Here is a 26170-nt window from a genome sequence, read left to right on the forward strand (position 1 = left end):
GGCGCGGGTGTACCATCGCCGCGATGAACAAGCCCCCCAGCAAGCGCGGCAGCGCCCGCAAGTCGTCCGGCAAGGCCGGCTCCCCCAGCAAGGCCGGCAAGACGGGCGGCCCCCGCGGCAAGGGGCCCGGCAAGGGCAAGGGCAAATCGTCCGACAAGCAGCCCGGCTGGTTGCCGACCCCGCCGCCGCGCGGCAGCCGCAAGCCGCCGCTGGCGCCGCTGCACGGCGAGCCGGTGCGCGGCAAGGACGGTTTCCAGGACCCCTACGCCGAGCGTGAAGCCGCGCGCTACGAACAACCGATCGCCAGCCGCGAGATGATCCTGCAGCTGCTGTCCGCCGCCGACGGCCCGATGGAGGCCGAGCAGCTGGCGGAAAAGCTGGCGTTGACCGCGCCGGAACGCTTCGAGGCGATGACCGCGCGGCTGCGCGCGATGGTCCGTGACGGCCAACTGTTGCAGAACCGCAAGGGCGGCTACGTGCCGGCCGAGCAGGTCGATCTGGTGGCCGGCAGCGTGATCGCCAACCCGGACGGGTTCGGTTTCCTGCGTCCCGATGCCGGCGGCGACGACCTGTTCCTGCCGCCGTACGAGATGCGCAAGGCGATGCACGGCGACCGCGTGCTGGCCAGCGTCACCGGCACCGATCGCCGCGGCCGCCAGGAGGGCGCGATCGTCGAGGTGCTGGAGCGCCGGCTCAACCGCCTGATCGGCCGCTTCATCCTTGAGGACGGGGTGAGCTACGTCGAGCCCGACGACCGTCGGATCCAGCGCAACATCCTGATCCCGCCGGAAGCCCGTAGCGAGGCACTGGCCGGGCAACTGGTGGTCTGCGAACTGACCCGCGCCCCGGATGCACGCCGTCCGCCGATGGGCAAGGTGCTGACCGTGCTGGGCGAACGCCTGACCGCCTCGCTGGCGGTGCAGGCCGCGATCCACGGCCACGACATCCCGCACGAGTTCCCGCAACAGGTGCTCGATCAGGCCGCGGCGGTGCCGCTGGAGGTCGAGGCCGCCACCGTGCGCGAGCGCGCCGACATCCGCGACCTGCCGCTGGTCACCATCGACGGCGAAGACGCCAAGGACTTCGATGACGCGGTCTGGTGCGAGCCGAACCGCGACGGCTTCCGGCTGGTGGTCGCGATCGCCGATGTCTCGCATTACGTTCGCCCCGGCACCCCGCTCGACGACGAGGCGCAAACGCGCGCGACCTCGGTCTACTTCCCCGGCTTCGTGGTGCCGATGCTGCCGGAGACCCTGTCCAACGGCATCTGCTCGCTGAAGCCGAAGGTCGACCGCCTGTGCTTCGTCTGCGACATGCAGATCGACCGCAAGGGCGAGGTCACCGGCTCGAAGTTCTACGAGGCGACCATGCACTCGCATGCGCGCCTGACCTACACCCAGGTCTGGAACGCGATCGACGAGGCTGCGCTGCCGGAGGACCGCGAGGACGCGCTCGGCCGGATCGGTTCGCTGCTGCCGCAGATCCAGCGCCTGCACCAGCTGTACCAGGTGCTGGCAAAGGCGCGGGCCAAGCGTGGCGCGATCGAGTTCGAATCCAGCGAGGTGCGCTTCGTGCTCGACGCCAAGGGCGAGGTCAGCCAGGCCGGCATGCTCCAGCGCAACGACGCCCACAAGCTGATCGAGGAATGCATGATCGCGGCGAACGTGGAGGCCGCGAAGTTCCTGATCGATGCCGAGGTGCCGGCGCCATACCGCATCCACGACCGCCCGCCGGAGCAGAAGTACGCCGACCTGCTGGAGTTCCTCAAGGAGTTCAAGCTGCGCATGCCGCCCTGGGGCAAGGTCCATCCGCGCGACTTCACCCAATTGCTCAAAAACATCCGCGAGCGCGCCGACGCGACCCTCATCGAGTCGGTACTGCTGCGCAGCCAGAGCCTGGCCGTGTACCAGCCCGAGAACGTCGGCCACTTCGGCCTCGCGCTGGAGGCCTACGCGCACTTCACCTCGCCGATCCGGCGTTATCCCGACCTGTTGGTGCATCGCGCGATCAAGCATGCGCTGAGTGGGGCGAAGCCGGAGAAATTCCGCTATTCGCCGAGCGCGATGGCACAGCTGTCGCTGCAGAGTTCGGAACGCGCGCGACGCGCCGACGAGGCCTCTCGTGAGGTCGACGAGCGTTACCGCGCGGCATGGATGGAGAAGCACGTCGGCAGCGAGTTCGACGGCGTCATCAGCGGCGTGACCAGCTTCGGCCTGTTCGTGGAACTGGACGACTCCAAGGTCAACGGCCTGATCCACGTGACCCAGCTGCCCAACGACTTCTACCACTTCGACCCGATCCGCAAGACCCTGACCGGCCAGCGCACCGATCGCGAATTCCGCCTTGGCGACCGGGTCAGCATCATCGTGATGAAGGCCAGCGTCGAGGACCGCAAGATCGACTTCAAGCTGGTCGGCGAAGGCGGTGATCGGCCGATGCAGGTGCAGGGCCAGCCAGCCAAGCGCAAAAAGCAGAAGTACTAGAGATCCTCAGGCTTTTGTAGGAGCGGCTTTAGCCGCGATCTGAAACCGTGCGCCCGCGCCGGTTCACGATCGCGGCTAAAGCCGCTCCTACAGAATGCGCCCCGTACAATGGCCGTCCCGATTCCCGCACCCCACGCCCCATGAGCCAGAAACAATGGATCGCCGGCATCAACGCTGTGTCCGCCGCGATCGAGCACGACGCCGACAACGTCCGTGAGGTCCTGATCGAGGCCGGCGCCAAGAACCCGCGGCTGGCCGAGATCGAAAGCAACGCGCGCCGCTTCGGCATCGACGCGCGTCGGGTCAACCAGCAGGCACTCGCCGGCGTGGTCGGCAACCTGCGCCACCAGGGCGTGGTCGCGCGCTACGCCGCCGCCAGGACCTGGAGCGAGGACGAACTGCAGGGCCTGGTCGAGGCCGCCGAAGGCCGCGCGCTGGTGCTGCTGCTCGACGGCGTGCAGGACCCGCACAACCTCGGCGCCTGCCTGCGCAGCGCTGCCGCTGCCGGCGCGACCGCGGTGGTGATCCCCAAGGACAAGTCGGTGCAGGTCAACGCGACCGTGCGCAAGACCTCCGCCGGCGCCGCCGACAGCGTGCCGGTGGTGCCGGTGACCAACCTTGCCCGCACCATGCGCGATCTGCAGCAACTCGGCGTTTGGTTGTACGGCCTGGCCGGCGAAGCGGATGCATCGCTGTACTCGATCGACCTGCGCGGCAACGTCGCGCTGGTGCTGGGCGGCGAGGGCGACGGCCTGCGCCGGCTGACCCGCGAGAACTGCGACCAGCTGGTCAAGATCCCGATGCCCGGTGGCGACGCCAGCGGCGGGGTGGAGAGTCTCAACGTCTCGGTCGCCACCGGCGTAACGTTGTTCGAGGCCGTGCGACAGCGGCAATGACCTGCAAACCGAAGGGGATGCACGATGAACCTTGAGTGGTACGACTGGATCGGCATCGTCGGCACGTTGATGGTGCTCGCTGCGTTCTTCCTGCTGCAGGCAGGACGCTTGACCGGGAACGGCCTTGTTTACCAGTTGCTCAACCTGTTCGGTGCTGGCGGCGTGCTGGTGTCGCTGATCGGGCAGTTCAACGTCTCGGTATTCCTGCTCGAAGCGGCCTGGGTCGCGATCAGCGGTTATGGGATCGTGCGGTCGATGAAATCCGGGCGTCGTTCCCCGAACCGGACTTGACGACACATTCGGATGTAGGAGCGACGTAAGTCGCGATTTCACTAGTGTCCCGGTGGTGCGAACTGCGGGCATCAGTGCATCGGCGCAGATTGCTGGAACCTGACGTACTTCGATTCCCGATTCCGCCCTGCGATCGTGATTTACGTCGCTCCTGCAAAAGGCGATTACCGTGGCGCGGCGGCCGGCATCGGCGTCGGCCACGCGTTGACGATCCTGCAGAACAGTTCGGCGGTGCGCTCGGTGTCGTAGACAGCCGAGTGCGCCTCGTTGGCGTCCCATTCGAAACCGGCGGCCTGGACCGCACGGGCGAGCACGGTCTGGCCGTAGGCGACGCCGGCCAGCGTCACGGTGTCGAACACGCTGAAGGGGTGGAACGGGTTGCGCTTGTGGCCGACGCGGGCGATCGCGGCGTTGAGGAAGTTGAGGTCGAAGTGGGCGTTGTGCCCGACCAGGATCGCGCGCTGGCAGCCGTGCTTCTTGCAGGCCGCGCGCACCGGGGCGAAAACGTGGTCTAGCGCGGGCCGCTCTTCCTTGGCCAGGCGGAACGGGTGGTCGAGCTTGATCCCGGTGATTTCCAGCGACTTGGGGTCGATGTCGAGGCCGGGCGCGGGGACGACGTGCGCATTGGTGGTCTCGCCGGGGAACAGCAGGCCGTTCTCGTCGATGTCGATCGGTTGCACCGCGATTTCCAGCAGCGCGCAGCGGTTCCAGTCGAAGCCGCCGGTTTCGACGTCGACCACGACCGGTAGGAAGCCGCGGAAGCGGGTGGCAAGCGGGGAAACCCCGGTTCCGGTGGTCGTGGCGGCGGGGGAAGGCGTTGCTGCGCTTGTCATCGAGGAAGCGTAGCAGACGGATACGAAGGGGCCTGGTCGGTGCGCCGGGATCGTGCGTTTGCGAGGAGGGAGTGTAGGAGCGACGTGAGTCGCGATCTCCCGGTGCTTCGGGCGTTCAGAGGGTCGCGACTTACGTCGCTCCTACAACGCAGCTGCGACGCCTTTGCGGGTGCCGGGGACGACGCCGCTTGTCCGCAGCTGCTGCAGCATCACATCGCCCTGGGAGATGAAGGCGTCATCGGCTTCGGTGGCGGCTTCTTGCGCGAGCGCCTGCAGCTGTCTGTGGCCATTCAGTTCGGGGTGCTGCTCCAGCCGCTGCAGCAACCGGAAGGTCAACGCGCTGAGTTGCTGGAACCGGACCTTGCCGTCGGGGTCGCGTTGCAGCAGCAGGCAGGTGGGTTCGGCCGGGGGCGTGTCGGGCTGGCAGTCGGGGGCGATGCGGTGCACGGGCCAGCGATAGGTCTGCGGCCAGGCCAGTGGCGACAGCAGCGGACGGCCGTCGAGCAGGTCGCCGTCAGGGTCGTGCGGAATATCGTCGACGCGTGCTTCGCTGATCTGCAGGGCCAGTTCCAGCCATTCGTAATGGGCGAGTTCGGGTAGCCACGGCGGGTCGCCATGGCCGGGGTCGGTGGCGCGGTGCTCGAGGTAGCGGACAAACTCGCGTGCCAGTTCGGTGAACAGCGGCGTGCGCGAGGGGTGCTCGCGATAGAAGTCGCGCACCAGGGTCGACCATCGCATGCTGTCGGGAGCGGTGGTCAGGATGGTCCGGATCACGGGAAAGTTGCCGGCGAGCATGCTCTCGATGTTGTTGAAGAACAGCTCGCGGTAGATCTTCAGGCGGCGCGCTTCGATGCCGACCGGCGGGGGCGCGGCGGCCGGATCGCGGATGTAGGCGCCGAGTTCGCGCTGGGCGTCGCCCATCGGCTCAGGCGACATCGCGCTGCCCCGCCCGTGCTGCGTGCAGGTGGCCGCGGACGATGTCGAGCTCAGCCAGCAGCTCCTCCAGCGGCGGCAGGTTGAAGTCGCGCTCGAGCAGCGTCGGGCGTGGGCCGAACAGGTGGCAGGCCTCGGCCAGCAAGGCCCAGACCGGATCGCTCACCGCCGCGCCGTGGGTGTCGATCTTGAGGTCGTCGGCCTCGTCGAAGTGGCCGGCGACGTGGATGTAGGCGATGCGCCTGCCGGGCAGGGCGCGTAGGAACTGGTGCGCGTCGTAACCGTGGTTGGTGGCGTTGACCACGACGTTGTTGACGTCCAGCAGCAGGTCGCAATCGGCGCGGTCGAGCACGGCGTTGATGAAGTCGGCCTCGGTCATGCCGGCCGGCTGCAGGGTCGCGTAATAGGAAATGTTCTCGACCGCGATGCGCCGGCCGAGCGCGTCCTGGGTGCGACGGATACGCGCGGCGACGTGTTTGACCGCGGCGTCGGTGAACGGCAGCGGCATCAGGTCGTACAGTTGGCCGTGCTCGTCGCTGCAGGCGCTCAGGTGTTCGCTGTAGATCGGGACGCGGTGGACGTCGAGGAAACGCCGCAGCTTGCCGAGGAACGCCTCGTCGAGTGGGCCGGGGCCGCCGAGCGAAAGCGACAGCCCGTGGCAGACGATCGGATGGCGCGAGGCGAGTTCGGCGAAAGCGTCGCCGAGTGCGCCGCCGACACCGATCCAGTTTTCCGGCGCGGCTTCGAGGAAGTCGAAGCTGCCCGGAGTGGCCGCCCGCAGCGGACCCAGCAGGGCCCGCCGCAGGCCGAGGCCGACGGCGTCAGGCGCGAGTGCGGATGACGCGGTCATGCTGAGGCAAACGAATTGCGAGTGGACGGCTTACTTGCTGCCGCCGCACTTGCCCTCGCCGCACTTGCCTTCCATGTCGGCCTTGGCGCCGGCCTCGGCCTTCTTGGCGGCGTGGTGGGCGTCCATCTCGGCGGCGTCGACGAAACCGTCGCCATTCGGGTCGTGCGCGGCGAACTTGCTGGTGTCGCCACCGTGGGCTGCGCCGAACTCGGCCGACGAAATCTTGCCGTCCTTGTCGGTGTCCATCTTGTCCATGCCGCAGCTGCCTTCGGATTTCTTGGCGCCGCAGCCGCCTTCCTGGGTCTTGGCTTGCGTCGCGGCACCGGTATCCTGCGCGCCGAGCATGTAGCCCTGCGCGAGCGGGGTGGCGGCGAAGGCCGAGCCGGCCAGCAGCAGGCCGCTGGCAAGGGTGGCGGTGGCGAGGACGGGCTTGTTCGGCTTGCTGGACATCGGCTGTCTCCGTGGATGCGGCGGGGGCCGCGTTGGGGGCCGATGCTAGCGCGGTTTGTCCAGCGGGGCGTGAGTGGACACAGGGAGAGGTTACGGTGCCACGGTATTGCTGTCGTCGCGCTTCTCGCGCGGCGGCAGGTTGTCCTCGCCGCGGACCAGGAACCAGACGTTCTCGGCGATGTTGGTGGCGTGGTCGCCGATCCGCTCGATGTTCTTGGCCATGAACAGCAGGTGGGTGCAGCCGGTGATGCTGCGCGGGTCCTCGGCCATGTAGGTCAGCAGCTCGCGGAACAGGGCGGTGTAGGCCGCGTCCAGCTCTGCATCGCGGTCACGGACCTTCTGCGCGGCTTCGACGTCGTTGTCGCGATACGCGGCCATGACGTCACGCAGCTGCTGTGTCGCCAGCTTGCCGATCACCTGCAGGCCGCCGACGTGCGGCAGTGGCGGTGCCAGGTTCAGCGCGGTCGAACGCTTGGCGACGTTGGCTGCGTAGTCGCCAATGCGCTCGATGTCGGAAGCGATGCGGATGGTGGCGAGGATCTCGCGCAGGTCGCGTGCCATCGGGCCGCGCAGGGCCAGCTTCATGACGTCCTGGCTGATCACCTGTTCCAGCGCGTCGATCGCCTCGTCGTTGCCGATGATGCGCGCGGCGGCCTTGTCGTCGCGGCGCTGGACCACATCGAGCGCGGCCTCCAGTTGCGCGGCGGCCATCTCGCCCATGCGCAGGGTCTCGTCGAGCAGGCGGCGCTGTTCGTCGTCGTAGCTCTTGACGATGTGGTCGTGCGGAACGTTGTTCATCGGGTGGGTCCTCTCAGCCGAACCGGCCGCTGATGTAGTCCTCGGTCTGCTGCACCGAAGGATTGGAGAAGATCGTGTCGGTGGCGCCGTGCTCGATCAGGTCGCCTAGGTACATGAAGGCGGTGTAGTCCGACACGCGTGCGGCCTGCTGCATGTTGTGGGTCACGATCGCGATGGTGTAATCGTTCTTCAGTTCGGCCACCAGTTGTTCGATGCGGCTGGTCGAGATCGGGTCGAGCGCCGAAGTCGGTTCGTCCAGCAGCAGCACGTCGGGCTTCAACGCGACCGCGCGGGCGATGCACAGCCGCTGTTGCTGGCCGCCCGACAGCCCGAGCGCGCTTTGGTCGAGCTTGTCCTTGACCTCATCCCACAGGGCCGCCTGGCGCAGAGCTTCCTCGACCCGGTTGGCCATGTCCGCCTTCGACAGCTTCTCGTGGTGGCGGATGCCGTAGGCGACGTTCTCGAAGATCGTCATGGGGAACGGCACGGGCTTCTGGAACACCATGCCGACCTTGCTGCGCAGGCGGTTCATCGGGTACTTCGGGTCGAGGATGTTCTCGCCGTCGAGCAGCACCTCGCCGCTGGCGCGCAACTTGGGGTACAGCGCGTAGATCCGGTTGAACACCCGCAACAGCGTCGACTTGCCGCAACCGGACGGGCCGATCAGCGCGGTGACCCGCTTCTCCGGGATCGCCAAGTCGATGCTCTTGAGCGCGCGGAACTTGTCGTAGTGGAAGTCCAGTCCGCGTGCGGCGAGCTTGACCGGCGCATCGGTGGCGAGTGGGGCGACGGTGGCGGTGAAGTCATTCATGGCAGTCGTCTGGAAGCGGGATTGGTACTGCGGTGTATCGGCGAGCGCGTCAGTCATGGCTCACCCGGTTGCGTGAAACGATCGCGCGGGCGACCAGGCTGATGACCAGCACGAAGGCGGTCAGCACCAGCGCGCCGGCCCAGGCGATGGACTGCCACGACTCGTACGGGCTGCCGGCGAACTGGTACATCACCACCGGCACGCTGGCCATCGGCCCGGTGACGTCGCTGCTCCAGTACTGGTTGCCGAACGCGGTGAACAGCAGCGGCGCGGTCTCGCCGGAGATCCGCGCCAGCGCCAGCAGGATGCCGGTGACGATGCCCGGCATCGCCGAGCGGTACATCACCTGCACGGTGACCTTCCACTGCGGCACGCCGAGCGACAGCGCCGCCTCGCGCATCTGCGAAGGCACCAGCCGCAGCATCTCGTCGGTGGTGCGCAACACCACCGGCAACACGATGAACGCCAGCGCGATCGCACCGGCGACGGCGGAGAAGTTGCCGCCGGCCTGCATCACCACCAGCGTGTAGACGAACAGGCCGAGCACGATGGACGGCGCCGACAGCAGGATGTCGTTGACGAAGCGGACCACGGTGCCGATCTTGCTGGCGGCGCCGTACTCGGCCAGCCAGGTGCCGGCCGCGATGCCCAATGGCGTGCCGATGCCGATCGCCATCAGGCACATCACCGCGCTGCCGAAGAACGCGTTCTTGAGCCCGCCTTCGGCCATCGGTGGCGGCGTGTTCTGCGTGAACAGCGCCCAGTCGATGCCACCGATGCCCTTGGACACCAGCGTCCACAGGATCCAGCCCAGGAACAGCAGGCCCAGGCCGGCGGCCAGGCAGGCGAGCACCAGCGACACGGCGTTCCGGATCCGGCGCCGGCGGTACAGCGCGTCGGCGGTGCGCAGGGCGCGGCTGTCGGCGGTGGCAGTGACGGCACCCATCAGTTGCCCTCCTTGCGCGACAGATGGCCGAGCATCAGTCGTGCGATCGCCAGCACGATGAAGGTCACGATGAACAGCACGAAACCGAGCAGCAGCAGCGCCGAACGATAGGTCTCGGTCGCCTCGCCGAAATCATTGGCAATCAATGCCGCAATCGTCGTGCCCGGCTCCAGCAGCGACGCGGTGAAGCGGGTCGAATTGCCGATCACGAACGCGACCGCCATCGTCTCGCCGAGCGCGCGGCCGAGGCCGAGGAAGATGCCGCCGATCACCGCCGAGCGGGTGTACGGCAACACGATGTCCCAGCTGACCTCCCACTTCGTCGAACCCAGCGCGTAGGCCGATTCCTTGAGCCGGGTAGGCACGGTCAGGAACACCTCGCGCATCACCGACGAAATGAATGGAACGACCATGATCGCCAGCACGATGCCGGCGGTGAGCATGCCGATGCCGATCGGCGGGCCCTGGAACAACGGGCCGATCACCGGCAGCGTGCCGAGGTTGTCGTTGGCCCAGGGCGTGACATACGTGGTCATCACCGGCACCAGCACGAACAGGCCCCACATGCCGTAGATGATCGAGGGGATGCCCGCGAGCAGTTCGATCGCGGTGCCGACCGGTCCGCGCAGCCAGCGCGGCGCGACCTCGGTCAAAAAGAAGGCGATGCCGAAGCTGACTGGTACCGCGATCAGCATCGCGATCATCGCAGTGACGATGGTCCCGTAGATCGGAACCAGCGCGCCGTACTTGTTCTCGACCGGATTCCAGTCGGCGCTGAAGAAGAAGTCGAGGCCCGAAGCCTCGAGTGCCTGGCGCCCACCCCAGAGCATCGACAGTGCCGCGCCGGTGAGTGCCAGCAACACGAACACCACGGTGGCGACCAGCGCGTAGCGGAACAGCCGGTCGTTGCGGGCGTCCTTGTGGTCGCGCGAAGCGGGGAGGGCGATGGCATTCATGCGTGGGATTCGGTTCCTTTACCGGCAATACGCCCCCGGCGCACGAGGCAACCGAGGGCGGTCCGACGAGACGCGGTTACTGCGCGGCGGGGGCCTTGAACTCGGCGGCCCAGTACTGCTCGATCTGGCCGACCAGCTCAGGCGGCAGTGGCACGTAGTCCAGCGACGACGCCTGGGCCTGGCCGTTGTGCAAGGCCCACTCGAAGAATGCACGTGCGTCGGCACTGCGCTTTGGATCCTGCGGCTGCTCGTACATCAGGATGAAGTTGGTGGCGGTGATCGGCCATGCCTGCTCGCCGGGGGCGTTGGTGATGACCAGGTTGAAGTCCTGCACGCTGGTCCAGTCGGCGGTAGCGGCTGCGGCGGCAAAGGCTTCGGCACTCGGCGCGACGAAGTTGCCGGCGGCGTTCTGCATCATCGCGTAGGCCATCTTGTTCTGCAGCGCGTAGGCCAGCTCGACGTAACCGATCGAGCCGTCGATCTGCTGCACGTACGAGGCGACGCCCTCATTTCCCTTGCCGCCGACGCCGTCAGGCCACTGCACCGACTTGCCTTCGCCGACCGCGTCCTTCCACGCCGGGCTGACCTTGGTCAGGTAGTTGGTGAAGTTGAAGGTGGTGCCCGAACCGTCCGAGCGCTGCACCAGGTTGATCTTGCCAGACGGCAGCTCGACGCCCGGGTTGAGCGCGGCGATTGCCGGGTCGTTCCAGGTCTTGACCTTGCCCAGGTAGATGTCGGCCAGCAGCGGGCCGCTCAGCTTCAGCTCGCCGGCTTCGATGCCCTTGACGTTGACCACCGGCACCACGCCGCCGATCACCGACGGGAACTGCAGCAGGCCGGCCTCCGCCAGCTCGTCGCTCGACAGCGGCGCGTCGGACGAGCCGAAGTCGACGGTGCCGGCCTTGATCTGGGCGATGCCGCCGCCCGAGCCGATCGACTGGTAGTTGACCTGGTTGCCGGTGGCAGCGTGGTAGTCGGCCGACCACTTGGAGACCAGCGGGAAGATGAAGGTCGCGCCGGCACCGGTGATCTGCGCGGCGACCTTGTCGCCGGCCGGGGCATCGGCACCCGGGGCGTTGGCGCCGGCGTCGACAGCAGGTGTCGCGTCGTTGCCACCGCATGCGGCGACCGCGAGCGCGACGGCGAGGGAGAGGGCGGCGGTGCGGAGGTTGAAGCCGGCCGGCGTGGTGTTCATGCGGAACTCCGTGACGAAGGATGCCGGTGTATCCGGCGGGTGCGACCATGAAATGATGTTTTTGTTACACCGGTATGACAGTTAGGTGGATTTGTTACAGGGCGCAAAAAAATGGGCGCGACCGTGGTCGCGCCCTGACGTTCAGGAGAGAGAGGTTGGAGCCCGGAAGGGCCCGGGAGCATTGGACCCGCCGGATGTTGCAGGCGTGTGGCGGTTACCAGTAGAACTGCGCGCGCGCCTCGAGGATGTCCGGATCGTCGCTGACGCCCAGGCGCTCGCTGTCGACCTGCACGTAGTTCACCGCGAACTTGAAGTTCTTGCGCCAGTACCAGTTGACACCGGCGGTCAGCGCGTCCATCTGGCCGCCCTCGACCGAGCCGTCATCGAGGTCGATGGTGTCGTAGCGCAGGCCGAGCTGCCACATGCCGCGGGCCAGGTCGCTCGGCTTGGCGGTGCCGGGCGTCCCGCCCTTGTAGTTCCAGGTCTCGCCGGTCAGGTTGTAGAGCGCGCTGAGGTAGCCGCCGGTGGCGTCATAGTCGGCGTTGTCGTGGCGGCTGACCGAGCCGCGCATGTATTCGCCCTGCAGCTTGAACGGGCCGCGCACCCAGAACGCCTCGACGCCGGTGGTGGCAAGGCGGTCGGTATCGGTGAGCGTGCCGCTGTCGACCAGCCGCACGCCGGCCAGGTCGGCCTGCGGGCGGGTGCGCAGGCGCAGGGTGTCGGCGTCGGTGTCCTGATCCACATGGGACAGGCCGAAGTGGAGGATGTTGCCGTCCTGGTTGATCGGCGCGAAGGTGCCGCGCAGGCCGTAGCCGCTGCCGTGGGCACCGCCACTGGTGAGTTCGCGGCCGAAGCTGCTGGCGGTGATGCTCCAGTCATCCTGGCTGTAGCCATAGGCCACGCCCAGTCGGCGCGACACCGCGAAGGTATTGGTGGTCATCGCCTTTGAGATGAAGTCGTTGTTCTTGGTCGACGACAACTCCTCCAGTCCGTGGGGCTGCTTGAACTGGCCGGCCTGCAGTGTGTGACCACCGCCGAAACCGTACTTGAGATTGACGTCGAGCCACTTGTCACTCTTGGCGTCGTAGCCGACCACCCAGTCGAGATTGCCCGGGCCATCGCCCTTCAGCACCAGCTCGGCGCGGCGCAGCTGGAAGTCGTGGTCACTGCCGTCGCCGGCATCGCCGTCGAGGTCGGCCAGGTCGTTGTCGTACCAGCTGCCGTCGGCCTGGACGAAGCCCTCGAAGCTGACCTCGGAGCCGCCGATGGTGTCGATCGGTACGCCGGCTTGGGACAGCGGTGCAAGCGCGGCGAGCGACAGGCCGGCGAGGATCCGAATCGTGAGACGGTTTTGTTCAAGTTTCATTGCGGTCTGGTGTCACGGCTGGGGAAGTGCGCGCAGGTTAGGCGCGGCAAATTGCAGAAATATGACATTCCTGCAGTTTCGTGACGGAATTATTGCGTTTGTGCGTCGTCAAACCCCGCGCGGGTGCTCATGGCGGCGGCGCACGGAAGCTGGCCTGCACTTGCAGGCTGCCGTTGCGTTCGCTGATGTCGAGCGCTTGCGGGGCGATGCCGTGTTGCTGGATCAGCGCGTCGAGCCAGCCCAGCAGCGCGGGCGCGGCCACTGCGTCGATACCGATCTCCAGCATGCCGGCATCGCCGGTGCGCTGGCGGCTGACCGGTACCTGTGTGCTGGCCGCGGTGTCGAGGATGGCGCTGGTGAAGGCGTCGCCAGTCGGCAACCCCGGGTTCCGGGCCTGCAGCGCGGTGATCGCATCGACCGCCTGCGTGACTTCTTGCAGGTCGGCGGCGGCGCTGTCACGACGGTCCCGCGCCGCATCGCGCATGTGCTGCAGGGGCGCGACCACGCCGAACCACAGCGCGAACGCGGCGACGGCGACGAACATCATCGCCAGCATCCGTTGCTCGCGGAGTTCGCGTGATTGCCACCACTGCCGGAGGTTGTCGATGGTGCTCATGCGGCGGGCCTCACGGTGATGGTGAACTGGTGGCGGCCGTTCGTATCGCGACGGCCGGTCTCGACCAGTTCCAGCCCGTTGCCGGTCAGCGCGGCGCGGATGCTTTCCAGCGCGGCCGGCGCGGGCACCCCCAAAGTCGCTTGAACTTCGCCGTTGGAATACGACATGGCATCCAGTTCGGCGCCGTTGGTTGCCGTGATGGCAGCCAGCAGCGAGGCGGTCGCGTGGGCAAATCCCTGGCTGGCCTGCACTCCGGCCAGGTGCTCGCGGATCGGAGGCACCGGGTCGGCTTCCGCGCCCAACGTGGGCAGGACTTCGCGGGCACGGGTGTTCGCCTGCGCCTGCAGGTTGTTTGCAGCGACCTCGTAACGGGCGATCTGCGCGGCCAGCAATACCAGCGGTGATACCGCCAGCACCGCGGCGAGGATCGCTGCGCGGCGCCAGGCCGGCCAGCCTTCGCGGCGTGCGGGTTCGCGGGCGAAGGCGTATTGCAGCAGGTCGATCGGCGGTGACAGCGCGCTGGCGGCGAATGCGGTTTCTGCTTCTTCCAAGGTGAGGGTGCGATGAGGTTGTTCGCCGATGACCTGTTCGGCCAGGGCCGGCTCGGCGGCGAAGGCCAGCCGCGGGCCGCGGACCAGACGGTGGCTGTCGATGTCGGTGGTGACCAGTGCGTCGGCGTCCAAGATCGGCAGCAGCATCGGCAGCGGCACCACCGTGTCGGGCGTCATGCCGAATGTCGCGGCGCGATCCAGCCAGTCCTGCATCGTCGTTGTCTCGACCGCGACCACCAGACAGTTTCCGTCATCCGTGTCCGACGCGATCGCCAGATGCAGGGTGTCGACCGGGCCGGCGATCTGTTCGGCGAGCAGCACGCGAGCCGCGGCCACTGCCTGTAGCGGGTTACGCGCGGGCAGGTCCAGCCAGGTCGACAGGCACTCGCTGCCAGGCACGGCGAGTATCTGCCGGGCCGGGGATTCGTTGGCGGTGGCGGCTGCTGGTGCATCCGGTTCGATCACCGTCCGCGAAAGCACGCGGCCGGCGCCATCGACCTGGAGACAGGTGGTGGATGCGCCCGGCACGGCCGGGAGCAGCAACAGGCGGGTGGTTGGATTCATCGCGATGGGTTCGCGTGGATGCTTCATGCTCATTCCAGTGGTGCCAGACGGCGCGCGACCAGTCGGGTGCGGCCCGCGTCGTTCTCGAACAATGCGCTGGCCACGACCTGCGCGTCGGCGTACTCGATCTGTGATTGCAGGGCGAAGAACCGGGTCCGCAACGAGACCTGCTCGCGTACTGGTTGCATTGGCTCGATCCCGGCCAGCAACCGGTGTGACCAGAAGGCGCCGCGGTCCGGCCACCCACCGGGCGGCCGCGCGCGGATCAACCGTCGCGCCGCATCCGGCCCGAGCGCGCCGTCGGTCAGCATCGACAGCAGCACGGCGTCGTCGTCCTGGAGCGTGTTGAGGTTGATCGGTGACGGCTCGTCGGTGGGCAGCGCGCAGACGTGCGGGCGCAGGCGGGTATAGATGTCGTCGTTGAAGCCGGCGATTGCGCGCAGCTCGCTGGGCTCGGCCAGCAGTGCGGCGCTGGTGCGGTGGGCCGGCGTGCGCGACAGGTAGGTCGCGTCCTCGGCGCCGAACGCGCCAGGTGCGGCGTCGGAATCGATCCAGTCGACCAGTGCATCGACCAGCGCGTCGGCCTCGTGCGCGGGAACGTCGAGGGCGTGCAGCAACGCGGCGAACTGCTGGCTGCCGGTGTCGCTGCGTTGCCACAGCTCGGGCGCGCCCACGACCACGCTGTTGAGGTTGAAGCAGCCGGTGGCATCGGACAGTCGCGCGCTGATCGTGCCGTTCTCGACCGGGAACACCAGCGGCCGATCGTTCCAGTCGCCGACCAGCGTGGTCCGGCCGGGGTCACGCGCCGACAGCTTTTCGATCTGCGCCATCGCCAGCGTTTCCGCGCCGAGTGCGTACCACTGCGCCTGCGCCATCGACTGCGCGTTGGACGCCCGGCGCAGGCCGAAGCGGATGTCGTCGAGCACGCTCATCACCAGTACCGACATCACTGCGACCAGCAGCAACACGGTCAGCAGCGCGACCCCGGACTGCCGGTTCACGAATCCGTCCCCGTGAGCAGGAACAGTTGTTCGATCCGGCCGAGTCCCTGCAATTGCAGTTGCAGCCGCACCGCGTCGGGCATCGCGGTCGCACCGCCGGGCCAGCCGTCGATCCACTGGCCGCGGTAGTGGTAGCCGATCGTCGCCGACTCGATACCGGCCAGCATCACCTGCGGCACGCCGGGCGCGGCGCCGTCGAGCGCCGTGCGGACGCTGCGTTCGAGCTGGCCGTCGACCAGCCGGTATTCGACGTACTGCATGGATGCGCGCGGTTCGGCGTCGGGGTTGGTCCAGCCGCGGCGGACCAGTGCCAGCAACGGTGCCGCGCCGGACATCGCCCGGATGTCACCCACGGTGCTGCCGACAAAGGCATTGCGCGCGGGTGTGCCGTCGCGCTCGCGCACCCGGCGCGGCGCGGCCTGTGCGAGATCGGCCTTGATCAGGGCGCGCGCGCGCTGGAACTCGCCGAGGCGGTCCATCCGTGCCTGCACCACGCCCTGGTTGTCGGCGGCATAGGTCATCACCGTGACCCCGACTGCCGACAGCAGGGCGAACACCAGCAACGCCACCAGCATCTCGACCAGGGTGAAACCGCGCGCGCTCATTGCACACTCCGGAACACGCTGGCTTCCGCGACGACGCGGTCCTCGGTAGAGAGCATCACGGTGACGTCGACCCGGACGATCTCGGCCATGTCGGTCGGGCTGACGGTGCGGGTCCAGCGCCAGTCGCGGTCACCGGCGGACTCGTTGCCCGCGGATTGCGCGGTGAGCTCCGATGGCGTCGCCAGAATCGCCTCGATCGCGCGGTTGTCGGCGACCACGCCGGCCAGCACGCGCTCTTCGATCACTACCGCGGTACGGGTGTTCTCGCCGGCCAGGTTCAACAGCGCCAGCGCGACCAGGCTGAACACCGCCAACGCGACCAGCAGTTCGATCAGCGAGAAGCCCCAAGCACGGCGGTCAGCGCGGCGCATCGACTTTGACCTCGCCGGCGGCGTCGACGCCGACCCGGAGCTGTTGATCGTTGCGCGTCAGACGCACCTGTTCCTCGCGCCCGCCGCCGGTCGGTTCGAAACGGAAGCTGACCTGTTCGCGCTTTCCATCGAGCATGGCGGTGGTGCCTTCGGCCCACGCAATCGGCTCGAACGGACCCTCGTCCAGCGGCTGCCACTCGCCGAAACTCTGGCGATGGAACGAGTATCCGTGCGCATCCACGACCACCTGCACCACACGGGTGGTCAGGATCGCTTCCTCCTGCGCGCGCACCAGCCGCGCGGCGAGGGTGTCGGCTTCGCGCGATAGCGAGTTGGCATCGCCCGGCGCGGTCAGCACCACCGCGACGCCCATCAGTCCGACGATCACCAGCACCACCATCAGCTCCACCAGGGTGAAGCCGCGCAGGCGCGCGGTAATCCGCGAACGGGTGGGCTGGCGCGACAACGGTCAGTTCCAGTTGCCGATGTCGACGCCGTCGGCCTCGCCACCCGCCGTGCCATCGGCGCCGAACGAATAGATGTCGAACGCACCGTGCTCGCCGGGTTGGCGGTACTGGTAGGGATTGCCCCACGGGTCGGTCGGCAGGCGCCGGATGTAGCCGCCCTTGCGGTAGCGCTCCGGACGGGCAAGGCCGGCCGGCGCGCGCAGCAACGCATCGAGGCCGTGTTCGGTGCGCGGATAGACGAGATTTTCGAGGCGGTATGTCTCCACCGCCTGTTCCAGCACCGACACGTCGGCGCGGGCCTTCTCGACCATCGCGCGGTCCTGGCTGGGCATGACGTTGATCATCACCACGGTGGCGAGCAGGCCGATGATCACGATCACCACCATCAACTCGACCAGGGTGAAGCCGGCGGCGCGGCGGGGTGGGGTTCGGGGGGCGTGCATGGGCATTCCTCAACCAAGGACCAGTGAATTGAACTGCAGGATCGGCAGCAGGATGGCGAGCACGATCACCGCGACCACGCCGCCGAGGACGACGATGATCACCGGCTCCAACAGGCTCATCGCGACCGAGGTGAAGGTGTTGAACTCGCGTTCGAGGTAGTCGGCGGCGCGCTCCAGCATCGGCGCCAGGCGACCGCTGTTCTCGCCGCTGCCGGTCATGTACAGCAGGGTGGGCGGGAATACCGCGGCGCGTCGCATCGCGCTCGACAGGCTGCCGCCTTCGCGGATCGAGGCGACCATGGTGTCGGTGGCCGCGCGCAGCACCCGGTTGTGCACGGTGCGCGCGGTGATCACCAGGCCTTCCATCATCGGCAGGCCGCTGGCGAGCATGATCGACAGCGTCCGCGCCATCTGCGCGGCATGCACGTCGCGCACGAGGCGACCCAACAACGGCGTCTTCAGCACCAGCGCGTCGAAACGCAGCCGGAACGCCGGGCGTCGCAGCATCCGCGCGAACGCCACGCCGCCCAGCGCGGACAGCACCAGCGCCAGCAGGCCCCAGTTGGCCATCAACTCGGAAATGCCGATCACGATCTTCGTCAGCGTCGGCAACTCGCGCCCCATCGAGTCGAACTGCTCGACCACCTTGGGCACCACGAACGCCATCAGCGCGATCACCACCGCGACCGCGGTCAGCGCCAGCGCCGCCGGGTAGACCAGTGCGGTGACCAGCTTGCCGCGGACCTGCTGCTCGCGTTCGAGCAGGTCGGCGAGGCGTTCGAGGATGTCGGGCAACGCGCCGGAACCTTCGCCAGCGGCGACCATCGCCCGGTACAGCGGCGGGAACGCCTTGTCCTGGCGCGCCATCGCGTCCGACAGGCGGAAGCCTTCCAGCACCAGCGCGTGGGTCGACATCAGCACCCGGCGTACCGCGCGCTTCTCGGCCTGCGCGCCGATCGTGCGCAGGGCCTCTTCCAGTGGCGCCGCCGAGACGAGCGTTGCCAACTGGCGGGTGACCAGGGCGACGTCCTTGGTGGTGAAGCGGTCGAAGCCGTGCGCCAGTGATTTGTTTGATGCAGGATCCTTGCCGGCGCGGGCAGGCTCCAACCGGACCGGCACCAACCGCCGCCGCTGCAGCCGTGCGCGGGCCTCGCCAGGATCGGCCGCATCGAGCCGGCCGCTGCGGTTGCGGCCGCGCTCGTCGAGGGCGTCGTAGTCAAATGCCGGCATGGATGGCGTCCACGGCCGGCGTTGCGTGGCTGTCGTCTTCGCGGGTCACGCGCAACGCTTCCTCCAGCGTGGTCGCGCCGCTGGCGACCGCGGCGCGCGCGGAGCAGGCAAGCCGGTCGGCGCGGGCGAACGCGGCGCGGGCGAGGGTGTCCTCGTCGGCGTTGTCGCCGATCAGTCGGCGCATTTCGTCGTCGATCGCGATCGCCTCGTACACGCCCATCCGTCCGGCGTAGCCGGTGTGGTTGCAGCGCGGGCAGCCGACGGCCTGGTACAGCACGCCGTCGAAGTCGCGACCCATCAGCCGCTCGCCCAGCGCATCGACCGGACGCGGCGCGCGGCAATGCGTGCACAGGCGTCGCACCAGCCGCTGCGCCAGCACCAGCCGCACGGTCGAGGCGAGCAGGAACGGCTCCATCCCCATGTCGCGCAGCCGGGTGATCGCGCCGACCGCGTCGTTGGTATGCACGGTCGACAGCACCAGGTGGCCGGTCAGGCTGGCCTGCACCGCGATCTGCGCGGTCTCGGGATCGCGGATTTCGCCGACCATCACCACGTCCGGGTCCTGCCGCAGGATCGCGCGCAGGCCGGCGGCGAAGGTCATGCCGACCTTGGTGTTGACCTGGGTCTGGCCGACGCCGTCGATCGCGTACTCGACCGGGTCCTCGACGGTGAGGATGTTGCGGCTGCCGTCGTTGAGCGAGGACAACCCGGCGTACAAAGTGGTGGTCTTGCCCGAGCCGGTCGGGCCGGTCACCAGCACGATGCCGTTGGGCACGTGCAGGGCCTTGCCGAACGCCGCCTCGACTGCGGCCGGCATGCCGAGCTGTTGCAGCGTCAACGTGCCCTGGTCCTTGTCGAGGATGCGCAGCACCACGCGCTCGCCGCCACGGGCGGGCAGGGTGGAGACGCGCACGTCGAGCGCCTTGGCGCCCATCGCGACCGAGATGCGGCCGTCCTGCGGGATGCGCTTCTCGGCGATGTCGAGCCGTGCCATCACCTTGACCCGCGACACCAGCAGCGGCGCGATCCGGCTCGACAGGCTGACCGCCTCGCGCATCACGCCATCGACCCGGAAGCGCACCCGCAGCGCGGCCTCGGACGGCTCGATGTGGATGTCGGAGGCGCCCAGTCGCGCGCCCTCGGCGATAAGGCCGTTGATCAACCGAATGATCGGCGCGTCGTCCTGGCTTTCCAGCAGGTCGGCGGTGGCCGGGATGTCCTCGACCAGCGAGTCGAGGCTGCCGTGCATGTCGAGCTGGTCGACCGCGTCGCTGGTGCCGAGGCCGGCGTCGGCGTAGACCTCCGACAGCTTGCGGTCGAACGCGGCACGCGGCAGACGCGCGACCTGCAGCGGTCGGCCCAGCGCGCGACGGACTTCGATCAATGCGGTCGCGGCGGCGTCCTCGCGCAGGCCAATCTGGATCGCCTCGCCCGCGCCATCGAGCACGACCACGCCGTGCCGCTTGGCGAATGCATAGGGCAACGACGGCACCCTGGTGCTCATGGGGTGGGCAGGGTTTCTGGAGTCAAGGGAGCGGCCGCCGGCACCGGTGTGGTCCCGGCCGGTGGCACCACTGGCGGCTGCGTGCGCAAGTAGTCCCGCACGAGCACATCAAGCGCCGCCTCGCGCTGTTTGCCGTCGTCGATCCGCAACTGCGAATTGCGCATGTAGTCGTAACGCGGCGCGGTCACGCGCTGGGCATCCTCCGGCCCGCCGACGATCGTCGGGCGGATGAACACCATCAGGTTGGTCTTGTCCTTGGACCTGGCGGTGGAGCGGAACAGGCTGCCGAGGATCGGGATGTCGCCCAGCAGCGGCACCTTGTCGACCGAACTGCGCTCGGCCTGGTCGAGCAGGCCGCCGAGCACGACGATCGCGCCGTCGTCGACCAGCACCCGGGTCTCGATCTCGCGCTTGTTGAGGATCAGCTCGTCGAAGTCGGCCGACACCGGGCCGGCGACCGAAGACACTTCCTGTCGCAGCTGCAGGGTGATGCCGCCACCTGCATTGATCTGCGGGGTGACTTCCAACTGGATGCCGACGTCCTGCCGGTCGATCGTTCGGAACGGGTTGGAGTTGCTGTCGCCCAGCACCTCGCCCGAAGTGACCGGCACTTCCTGGCCGACCAGGATCCGCGCCGGCTCGTTGTCCAGCGTCATGATCGATGGCGTCGACAGCAGGTTGGAGCCGTTGTCGGTCTTGACCGCGTTGATGATCAGCCCGAACAGGGTGTCGCCGGCGCTGCCCGCGATCCCCGCCAGCCCACCGGTCAGGCCAAGCAGCGACTGCATCGCGGCGTTGCGCGCGGTCTCGGCGAGGTCGGAGTCGTCGTCCTTGAGCAGCGCCGCGCCGGCCAGTTCGGTGATGCCGGGGCCGGAATTGCGGAACTGGCTGACCCCGAAAGGCACGCCGTCCTTGTTGGCCGCGGCGATCTGGGCGCCGAGCTCGCTGGCGGCGTCGTCCGAGATCTCGACCACGATCGCCTCGACCAGCACCTGCTGGCGCCGCACGTCGAGCTGCTTGATCACGCCCAGCAGGGTGCGCTGGGTTTCCGGGTCGGCGTTGATGATCAGCGCGTTCTGGCCCGGTGCGCGGACGAGGGTGGGGCGCTTGCCGGGCACCGCGGAAATCAACTGGCCCTGGCTGGTGTCGATACTGGTGCCGGAGGGCCCGGTGCTGACCTGGGCCTGGGCGCCGCTGCCGGTCGCGTCGGTGGGTTGTCCGACCAGTTGCTGCAGCACCGGCAACAGCTGCTCGGCGCTGGCGTGCTGTAGTTGCACCACTTTCAGGTCGCCGGTGCTTTCCGCGCGGCGGTCGAGCTCCAGCACCATCTGCACCACCCGCTGGATCACCTCGGGGCTGCCGCGCACCACGATCGAGTTGCTGCTCGGCACCGGCAGGATCGACATCGCCGCGTTTCCGCCTTCACCGCCCATGCCGAACAACTGGTTGACGGTAGCGGCGATCTCGCGCGCCGAGCTGTTGCGCAGGGTGACGGTGTCGATCGAGGCGCGGTCGCTGTCGATCTGCGCGATCAGTCCGCGGATCCGGCGCAGGTTGTCGGCGTAGTCGGCGACCAGCAAGCTGTTGCCCTGTGCGGTGGCGATGACCACGCCGCCGCGGCCGACCAGCGGCTTGATGGTCTCGGCGGCGATCCGTGCATCGACCCGCTGCAAGGGAATGATGTCGGTGGCGAAGCCGGTCGCGCTGCCGCCGGCCGAGCGCGGCTGCTGCGCGGCGGTGTCGTCGGGCACCACGCGATAGGTGCCGGCGCCCGCGGGCACCGCGATCAGGCCGTTGGCGCGCAGGATCGTCAGCAACACGCCGAGCAGTTCCGACTCGCTCATCGGCTGGTCGTTGGAGAAGTTGACCGTGCCCTGCACGCGCGGGTCGACGATGAAATTGGTGCCGGTGGCGCGGGCGACGTCCTGGATGAAGGCGCGGATGTCGGCATTGCGCACGTTGAACGCATCCGCCTCGGCGGCCGCGGCTTGGGCGATCGCCGGATGCATCGGTTGCAATGTCAGCGTGAGCGCAAGCACGGTGGCGAGGAAGGGACGGCTCATCAGGGCGCCTGCACGGTGGTGGTGTGGGTCTGGCCGTCGCGCCGGTACTGGATGGTCAATTGGTTCTGGCCTTTCAGTTCGTTCCGCAATCCCGCCAGCCGGGCGGGGTCGAGTGGGCGTCCGTTGACCGACAGCACCACGTCGCCGGGTCGCAAGCCGGCCGGTCGAAGCAGTGCGGCACGGACGCCCGGGGTGATCACGTATCCGTTGCCGGTACTCCCGGCCGGATCAGTCGGGGAGGGGGATTGGCCTGGTGTTGCCGGAGACGTGGTCGTCGCACCCGGGGGCGCGGCCACGGCCGGGACTGCTGGCGGCGCCGCTACCGTGGGATTGCCGGCTGGCAGCGTCGTCGCGGCTGGAGCGGCACCCGCAGTGGCAAGCGGCGGAAGCTCCAGCCGGTGCCGCGCACCGCTGGCAAGCAGCACCGCATGCCCGGTCCCGACCGACTCCAGCACGATGCCGGTGGCGATCTCGCGACCGACCGCATATGACGCCTGCTCACCGTCCTTGCCGAGGATCGCCGAGCCGTGGCCACCGTCGCTGCGCACGCCGAAGAGTGTGAAGCCGAGGGCTTTGTCGCTGGCGGTCGATGACGTAATCGCAGAGCGGAAGAACACATCGGCGCGAGGTAGTGATGGCGACGCTGCGACGGCAGTCGCCGGCCCCACCGTCGCCGTGTCGATCGGTCCGGCCGGGGTCAGCGCCAGCCACGCAAGCCGCGCCGCCTGCAGTGCCAGCAACGTCACCAGGACCAGTTCCGCAACAGCCGGAAGGCGGGCGCGCCACGGGGTGGTCTGGTCGGGGGAGAGCCGGGTGGAGAGCGATCGCATGGGTCCTGCAGGGCCGGGACGTTGATATTTCAGGCGTGCGGACAGGATGAGACGGTTTGGTTACGGTTTGATTGCAACTGACACATGTGTCGCGGCGACGTGTCATATGCGAGTTGTACGCGTCGCCCCTTCGGGACTTCCTGCCGTTGTAGGAGCGGCTTCAGCCGCGATCGGCTGATCGTTTGCCCGCGCCGACTCCACGATCGCGGCTGAAGCCGCTCCTACGAAAAGCCCTGTGGCCCGGAGTCAAAAAAACCCGGCAGGTTTCCCTGCCGGGCCGCTGCGTCCGGCCACTTCCCCAAGCGCCGGCCACTCACCACTTGCCTCAGAACGAGGCGCTGATCTCGAACGAATAGCTGGTGCCCAGGTCGTAGCGCATCACGTCGGCGCGACCGCCGCCGAACTCCTGGAACTCGCTGTACTCCTCGCCCAGCAGGTTGCGGGCCTCGAAGCCGAGGGTCACGTCGGTGTCCCACAGCTTCAGGCCTTTCTTCAGCACCAGGTCGACCGTGGTGCCGGGCTCCTGCATGTAGTCCGGCTGCACCACCACGATGCCGTCCGGGGTGTAGCCGTTGATGCCGCGGGCATTGATGCGCTCGCTGGCGTAGCCCACCAGCAGGGTGGCCTGGCTGCCGGTCTCCGGGTTTTCGATGCCGAACTGCAGGTTGGCCAGGTGTTCGGACTGGCCCTGCATGCGGCTGCCGTCGAGCACCAGCTCGGAGGCGGCTTGCGGACGTCCGTTGCCGGCGAGTGTGTAGGTCACGTCGCCCTCGTCGACCTGCACTTCCGAGTCCGACCAGGTGTAGTTGGCACCGAGGAACAGGCGGCTGTCGCCGGCCCAGTCGAACGGGCTGGCGAAGTACTTGCGGAAGTCCAGCTCCAGGCCATGCACCACCGCCGCCGGTGCGTTGATGAAGCTCTGCTGCCAGCTCGAACCGGAGCGGCCGTTGAGCACCATCTCGACCGGGTTCTCGATGTCCTTGTAGAACAGGCCGGCACTGAAGTACTCGCCCTGGTCGAAGTACCACTCGTAGCGCAGGTCGAGGTTGGTCAGCTCGCTGTCGACCAGGAACGGGTTGCCGATCACCAGGCGGTCGCTGTCGAGGTCGAGGTACTGCTGCGGCGCCAGCTCGCGGAACTGCGGGCGGGCAATCGTCTGCGACGCACCGAAGCGCAGCTGCTGGTTCTCGGCGAAGTTCCAGGTCAGCGACAGCGCCGGCAGGAAGTAGTCGTTCTCCAGCGGTGCCGCGGTCGGCAGCGGCTGGCCTTCGCCGAACAGGTCGATCGGGCGGACCTGCTGGGTCGCATCCTCGTAGCGCACGCCGACGGTGGCGCGCACGGTGCCGGTCAGCTGCGACTCGGCCTCGACATAGGCCGCCTTGGTTTCCAGCGACGCGTCATAGGCCGCCGCGCCGGTGCCGCCGGTGGTCTCGCGCAGGGTCAGGTAGCCCTGGCTGATGTTGTAGTCCGACAGCAGGTAGTCGGGACGCTGGTAGCGCTCGTAGAACGGCAAGTTACCGAGCGACAGCAGGCGGAACTCGCGCGAGACCGCATCGCGCTCGGTGTCCGACCAGGCGCCGCCGAAGTCGAGCTTGATCTCGCGCTCGGTTGGCAGGCGCCAGCTGACGTCCACGCCGGCATTGTCGACGCGCTCGTTGACCTGGCTGAAGCGGGTGTAGTTCTGCGCCTGCGAGGCATCGTGCTGCCAGAAGCCGTCGGCGTCCTCGCGGTAGCGGAAGCCCTTCTCGTACGGCGCATCGCGGCTGGCGCGCGAGTGGCTGGCGCGCCAGTCGACGGTCAGGTCGCGGTACTCGCCGAACGCGTGCTTGCCGGTCAGCTGGGTGTTGATCATTTCGCGCTCGAACCAATGGGTGGTGTCGTCGCGCACGTTGTCGCCGGTCAGCAGGCTGTAGCCCTCGCTGCTGCGGGTTTCCTTGTCGGTGTCGTGGACGTACATGGTCATCAGGCCGACGCGGTGGCCGTCCCAGTCGATCGCGGCGCCGAACAGACCATTGATGGTGGCGTTGTTGGTGGTCGACATGAACTCGTAGTCGCTCTGCACCGCCATTGCGCCGTTCTCGACCGCGCCGTCCTGCTGCACGCCGAGCTGGGTACGCCAGCTGTTCTTCATCGCCGCGGTGGCGACCAGTCCGAGCCGCGCATCGCCGCCGATGTCGTAAGCGTTGCCCATGCTGATCTCGCCGTTGAAATCCGGGTCGATGCTGTCGGTCGCCTGCAGAAGGTTGAGCGGGGCGTTGGTGAAGCTGCGCGCGATCTGCTTGACCTCGTCGCTGCTGAAGTCGCGTCCGGGGGTGATGCGGTTGCCGGTGGCGATTGCTTGCTTCAGCTCGGCGGTCATCTTGCGGGTGCCGTCGTCATAGCCGAAGTAGTCGGAATCGCCGCCACCGTAGTGGGTCAGTCCGGCCTGGAAGGTGGTCTCGCTGTTGCCGCCGGTGCCGATCTTGAGGTCGAGGAAGGCCTCCTCGGGGATCACCGCGCTCGACAGGTTGATGGTGCCACCACCGAACTCGCCGGGCATGCTGGCCGAGTAGGTCTTCTGCACCTCGATGGTCTGCAGCACGTTGGTCGGGAACAGGTCCAGTGGAACGACGCGCTTGAGCGGTTCCGGGCTGGGCAGCGGCGAGTTGTTGAGCAGAGCGGAGGAATAGCGCTCGTTGAGGCCGCGCACGTAAACGTAGCGGCCGTGGTTGAGGCTGATGCCGGCCACGCGCTGCAGCGCGTCGGCCGCGGTGCTGTCGCCCTGGCGCTCGAGGTCTTCCTTCGAGACGTGGGTCATGACCGCGGAGCTGAGCAGCATCGGCTCCGGGATGTATTCGCCCTGGACCTGGACCGCGTCCAGCTCGGTCGCCTGCATCGGCGCAGCGGCCGCGGCCGTCGTGCCGGTGGAGACCGGGGCGGACTGCGATGGCGGTGGGGTGGAGGCGGTGCTCTGCGCAGGCGCGATGTTGGGCGCGAGCAAGGCCGAGATCGCCAGGAACAGGCCCGTACGGGCGGGGGTGAGCTTCATGAGTGGCAGCCTTTCAAGGGGGTTCGGTGCGTCCGAATAAGCCGATGCCGCGGCCCGGCCGCGGCATCGTCGGGAGTTGGGGGCCGCGG

General features: G+C 68.1%; 25 protein-coding genes. 3 read left to right on the forward strand and 22 right to left on the reverse strand.

All coding sequences use genetic code 11. The features are described 5' to 3' along the window. The first annotated feature begins 23 nt into the window (after nucleotides 1-23). The 3 genes from rnr (at nucleotide 24) to ACT9F5_RS00195 (ending at nucleotide 3670) form a co-directional block, all read left to right on the forward strand. On the forward strand, nucleotides 24-2483 hold the full coding sequence (rnr, locus tag ACT9F5_RS00185) for a ribonuclease R (RefSeq protein ID WP_445117950.1): 2460 nt from the start codon (nucleotides 24-26) through the stop codon (nucleotides 2481-2483). Between the two features lie 140 nt (nucleotides 2484-2623). Beyond that, nucleotides 2624-3379, forward strand: a complete 756-nt coding sequence (gene rlmB, locus ACT9F5_RS00190; RefSeq protein WP_445117951.1) for a 23S rRNA (guanosine(2251)-2'-O)-methyltransferase RlmB — start codon at nucleotides 2624-2626, stop codon at nucleotides 3377-3379. A gap of 24 nt (nucleotides 3380-3403) precedes the next feature. After that, nucleotides 3404-3670: a CBU_0592 family membrane protein gene (locus tag ACT9F5_RS00195; RefSeq protein ID WP_445117952.1), complete on the forward strand. Its 267-nt coding sequence runs from the start codon at nucleotides 3404-3406 to the stop codon at nucleotides 3668-3670. A gap of 164 nt (nucleotides 3671-3834) precedes the next feature. On the opposite strand, the gene rnt is transcribed toward ACT9F5_RS00195, so the two are convergent. From rnt to ACT9F5_RS00305, 22 genes are all read right to left on the reverse strand, one after another. Further along, on the reverse strand, nucleotides 3835-4503 hold the full coding sequence (gene rnt, locus ACT9F5_RS00200) for a ribonuclease T (protein WP_445117953.1): 669 nt from the start codon (nucleotides 4501-4503) through the stop codon (nucleotides 3835-3837). Between the two features lie 141 nt (nucleotides 4504-4644). Next, on the reverse strand, nucleotides 4645-5439 hold the full coding sequence (locus tag ACT9F5_RS00205) for an HvfC family RiPP maturation protein (protein ID WP_445117954.1): 795 nt from the start codon (nucleotides 5437-5439) through the stop codon (nucleotides 4645-4647). Then, nucleotides 5429-6286, reverse strand: coding sequence for an HvfB family MNIO-type RiPP peptide maturase (locus ACT9F5_RS00210; protein WP_445117955.1), 858 nt, complete (start codon nucleotides 6284-6286; stop codon nucleotides 5429-5431). The genes ACT9F5_RS00205 and ACT9F5_RS00210 overlap by 11 nt, the downstream gene beginning before the upstream one ends. A gap of 30 nt (nucleotides 6287-6316) precedes the next feature. After that, on the reverse strand, nucleotides 6317-6736 hold the full coding sequence (locus tag ACT9F5_RS00215) for an HvfA family oxazolone/thioamide-modified RiPP metallophore (RefSeq protein ID WP_445117956.1): 420 nt from the start codon (nucleotides 6734-6736) through the stop codon (nucleotides 6317-6319). A gap of 90 nt (nucleotides 6737-6826) precedes the next feature. Further along, nucleotides 6827-7534, reverse strand: coding sequence for a phosphate signaling complex protein PhoU (gene phoU / locus ACT9F5_RS00220; RefSeq protein ID WP_445117957.1), 708 nt, complete (start codon nucleotides 7532-7534; stop codon nucleotides 6827-6829). A gap of 13 nt (nucleotides 7535-7547) precedes the next feature. Next, the gene (gene pstB, locus ACT9F5_RS00225; RefSeq protein WP_445117958.1) at nucleotides 7548-8345 is read right to left on the reverse strand and encodes a phosphate ABC transporter ATP-binding protein PstB; all 798 of its coding nucleotides are present in this window, start codon (nucleotides 8343-8345) and stop codon (nucleotides 7548-7550) included. A 49-nt stretch (nucleotides 8346-8394) separates the two neighbouring features. Then, complete coding sequence (gene pstA / locus ACT9F5_RS00230) at nucleotides 8395-9291, reverse strand: phosphate ABC transporter permease PstA (RefSeq protein WP_445117959.1); 897 nt, start codon at nucleotides 9289-9291, stop codon at nucleotides 8395-8397. Beyond that, nucleotides 9291-10247, reverse strand: a complete 957-nt coding sequence (gene pstC, locus ACT9F5_RS00235) for a phosphate ABC transporter permease subunit PstC (protein WP_445117960.1) — start codon at nucleotides 10245-10247, stop codon at nucleotides 9291-9293. The genes pstA and pstC overlap by 1 nt, the downstream gene beginning before the upstream one ends. 76 nt (nucleotides 10248-10323) lie before the next feature. Beyond that, on the reverse strand, nucleotides 10324-11442 hold the full coding sequence (gene pstS / locus ACT9F5_RS00240; protein WP_445117961.1) for a phosphate ABC transporter substrate-binding protein PstS: 1119 nt from the start codon (nucleotides 11440-11442) through the stop codon (nucleotides 10324-10326). A 214-nt stretch (nucleotides 11443-11656) separates the two neighbouring features. Continuing rightward, the gene (locus ACT9F5_RS00245; RefSeq protein ID WP_445117962.1) at nucleotides 11657-12808 is read right to left on the reverse strand and encodes a porin; all 1152 of its coding nucleotides are present in this window, start codon (nucleotides 12806-12808) and stop codon (nucleotides 11657-11659) included. Between the two features lie 127 nt (nucleotides 12809-12935). Further along, on the reverse strand, nucleotides 12936-13424 hold the full coding sequence (gene gspM / locus ACT9F5_RS00250; protein ID WP_445117963.1) for a type II secretion system protein GspM: 489 nt from the start codon (nucleotides 13422-13424) through the stop codon (nucleotides 12936-12938). Continuing rightward, a complete protein-coding gene (gene gspL / locus ACT9F5_RS00255; RefSeq protein ID WP_445117964.1) occupies nucleotides 13421-14566 on the reverse strand; it encodes a type II secretion system protein GspL in 1146 nt (381 codons plus the stop codon). Before gspL ends, gspM begins: the two co-directional genes overlap by 4 nt. A gap of 2 nt (nucleotides 14567-14568) precedes the next feature. Then, entirely contained in the window at nucleotides 14569-15540 is a 972-nt protein-coding gene (gene gspK / locus ACT9F5_RS00260; RefSeq protein WP_445117965.1) for a type II secretion system minor pseudopilin GspK, read from the reverse strand. Continuing rightward, complete coding sequence (gene gspJ, locus ACT9F5_RS00265; protein WP_445117966.1) at nucleotides 15537-16145, reverse strand: type II secretion system minor pseudopilin GspJ; 609 nt, start codon at nucleotides 16143-16145, stop codon at nucleotides 15537-15539. Before gspJ ends, gspK begins: the two co-directional genes overlap by 4 nt. Further along, a complete protein-coding gene (gene gspI, locus ACT9F5_RS00270) occupies nucleotides 16142-16516 on the reverse strand; it encodes a type II secretion system minor pseudopilin GspI (protein WP_445117967.1) in 375 nt (124 codons plus the stop codon). Before gspI ends, gspJ begins: the two co-directional genes overlap by 4 nt. After that, a complete protein-coding gene (locus tag ACT9F5_RS00275) occupies nucleotides 16503-16982 on the reverse strand; it encodes a GspH/FimT family pseudopilin (protein WP_445117968.1) in 480 nt (159 codons plus the stop codon). The genes gspI and ACT9F5_RS00275 overlap by 14 nt, the downstream gene beginning before the upstream one ends. Nucleotides 16983-16985: 3 nt before the next feature. Next, nucleotides 16986-17432 (reverse strand): type II secretion system major pseudopilin GspG, encoded by a 447-nt coding sequence (gene gspG / locus ACT9F5_RS00280; protein WP_445117969.1) that lies wholly within the window; start codon nucleotides 17430-17432, stop codon nucleotides 16986-16988. Nucleotides 17433-17435: 3 nt separating this feature from the next. After that, entirely contained in the window at nucleotides 17436-18656 is a 1221-nt protein-coding gene (gspF, locus tag ACT9F5_RS00285; RefSeq protein ID WP_445117970.1) for a type II secretion system inner membrane protein GspF, read from the reverse strand. Next, entirely contained in the window at nucleotides 18643-20160 is a 1518-nt protein-coding gene (gene gspE / locus ACT9F5_RS00290; RefSeq protein WP_445117971.1) for a type II secretion system ATPase GspE, read from the reverse strand. The genes gspF and gspE overlap by 14 nt, the downstream gene beginning before the upstream one ends. Continuing rightward, complete coding sequence (gene gspD, locus ACT9F5_RS00295; RefSeq protein ID WP_445117972.1) at nucleotides 20157-22223, reverse strand: type II secretion system secretin GspD; 2067 nt, start codon at nucleotides 22221-22223, stop codon at nucleotides 20157-20159. Before gspD ends, gspE begins: the two co-directional genes overlap by 4 nt. Then, nucleotides 22223-23053 (reverse strand): type II secretion system protein N, encoded by an 831-nt coding sequence (locus ACT9F5_RS00300; protein ID WP_445117973.1) that lies wholly within the window; start codon nucleotides 23051-23053, stop codon nucleotides 22223-22225. Before ACT9F5_RS00300 ends, gspD begins: the two co-directional genes overlap by 1 nt. Before the next feature lie 325 nt (nucleotides 23054-23378). After that, nucleotides 23379-26081: a TonB-dependent receptor domain-containing protein gene (locus ACT9F5_RS00305; RefSeq protein ID WP_445117974.1), complete on the reverse strand. Its 2703-nt coding sequence runs from the start codon at nucleotides 26079-26081 to the stop codon at nucleotides 23379-23381. Nucleotides 26082-26170: the final 89 nt, after the last annotated feature.

This window comes from Lysobacter sp. F6437 (assembly GCF_052547215.1).

Coding starts and splice junctions, on each gene's coding strand:
- ACT9F5_RS00195 (WP_445117952.1), top strand. CDS start 3,404: ATGAACCTTGAGTGGTACGACTGGATCGGCATCGTCGGCACGTTGATG.
- pstB (WP_445117958.1), bottom strand. CDS start 8,345: ATGAATGACTTCACCGCCACCGTCGCCCCACTCGCCACCGATGCGCCG.
- ACT9F5_RS00300 (WP_445117973.1), bottom strand. CDS start 23,053: ATGCGATCGCTCTCCACCCGGCTCTCCCCCGACCAGACCACCCCGTGG.
- ACT9F5_RS00245 (WP_445117962.1), bottom strand. CDS start 12,808: ATGAAACTTGAACAAAACCGTCTCACGATTCGGATCCTCGCCGGCCTG.
- rnt (WP_445117953.1), bottom strand. CDS start 4,503: ATGACAAGCGCAGCAACGCCTTCCCCCGCCGCCACGACCACCGGAACC.
- ACT9F5_RS00215 (WP_445117956.1), bottom strand. CDS start 6,736: ATGTCCAGCAAGCCGAACAAGCCCGTCCTCGCCACCGCCACCCTTGCC.
- ACT9F5_RS00305 (WP_445117974.1), bottom strand. CDS start 26,081: ATGAAGCTCACCCCCGCCCGTACGGGCCTGTTCCTGGCGATCTCGGCC.
- ACT9F5_RS00210 (WP_445117955.1), bottom strand. CDS start 6,286: ATGACCGCGTCATCCGCACTCGCGCCTGACGCCGTCGGCCTCGGCCTG.
- pstS (WP_445117961.1), bottom strand. CDS start 11,442: ATGAACACCACGCCGGCCGGCTTCAACCTCCGCACCGCCGCCCTCTCC.
- gspG (WP_445117969.1), bottom strand. CDS start 17,432: ATGCCCATGCACGCCCCCCGAACCCCACCCCGCCGCGCCGCCGGCTTC.
- gspF (WP_445117970.1), bottom strand. CDS start 18,656: ATGCCGGCATTTGACTACGACGCCCTCGACGAGCGCGGCCGCAACCGC.
- gspI (WP_445117967.1), bottom strand. CDS start 16,516: ATGCGCCGCGCTGACCGCCGTGCTTGGGGCTTCTCGCTGATCGAACTG.
- gspM (WP_445117963.1), bottom strand. CDS start 13,424: ATGAGCACCATCGACAACCTCCGGCAGTGGTGGCAATCACGCGAACTC.
- gspE (WP_445117971.1), bottom strand. CDS start 20,160: ATGAGCACCAGGGTGCCGTCGTTGCCCTATGCATTCGCCAAGCGGCAC.
- phoU (WP_445117957.1), bottom strand. CDS start 7,534: ATGAACAACGTTCCGCACGACCACATCGTCAAGAGCTACGACGACGAA.
- rlmB (WP_445117951.1), top strand. CDS start 2,624: ATGAGCCAGAAACAATGGATCGCCGGCATCAACGCTGTGTCCGCCGCG.
- rnr (WP_445117950.1), top strand. CDS start 24: ATGAACAAGCCCCCCAGCAAGCGCGGCAGCGCCCGCAAGTCGTCCGGC.
- pstC (WP_445117960.1), bottom strand. CDS start 10,247: ATGAATGCCATCGCCCTCCCCGCTTCGCGCGACCACAAGGACGCCCGC.
- gspJ (WP_445117966.1), bottom strand. CDS start 16,145: ATGAGCGCGCGCGGTTTCACCCTGGTCGAGATGCTGGTGGCGTTGCTG.
- ACT9F5_RS00205 (WP_445117954.1), bottom strand. CDS start 5,439: ATGTCGCCTGAGCCGATGGGCGACGCCCAGCGCGAACTCGGCGCCTAC.
- gspD (WP_445117972.1), bottom strand. CDS start 22,223: ATGAGCCGTCCCTTCCTCGCCACCGTGCTTGCGCTCACGCTGACATTG.
- gspL (WP_445117964.1), bottom strand. CDS start 14,566: ATGAAGCATCCACGCGAACCCATCGCGATGAATCCAACCACCCGCCTG.
- pstA (WP_445117959.1), bottom strand. CDS start 9,291: ATGGGTGCCGTCACTGCCACCGCCGACAGCCGCGCCCTGCGCACCGCC.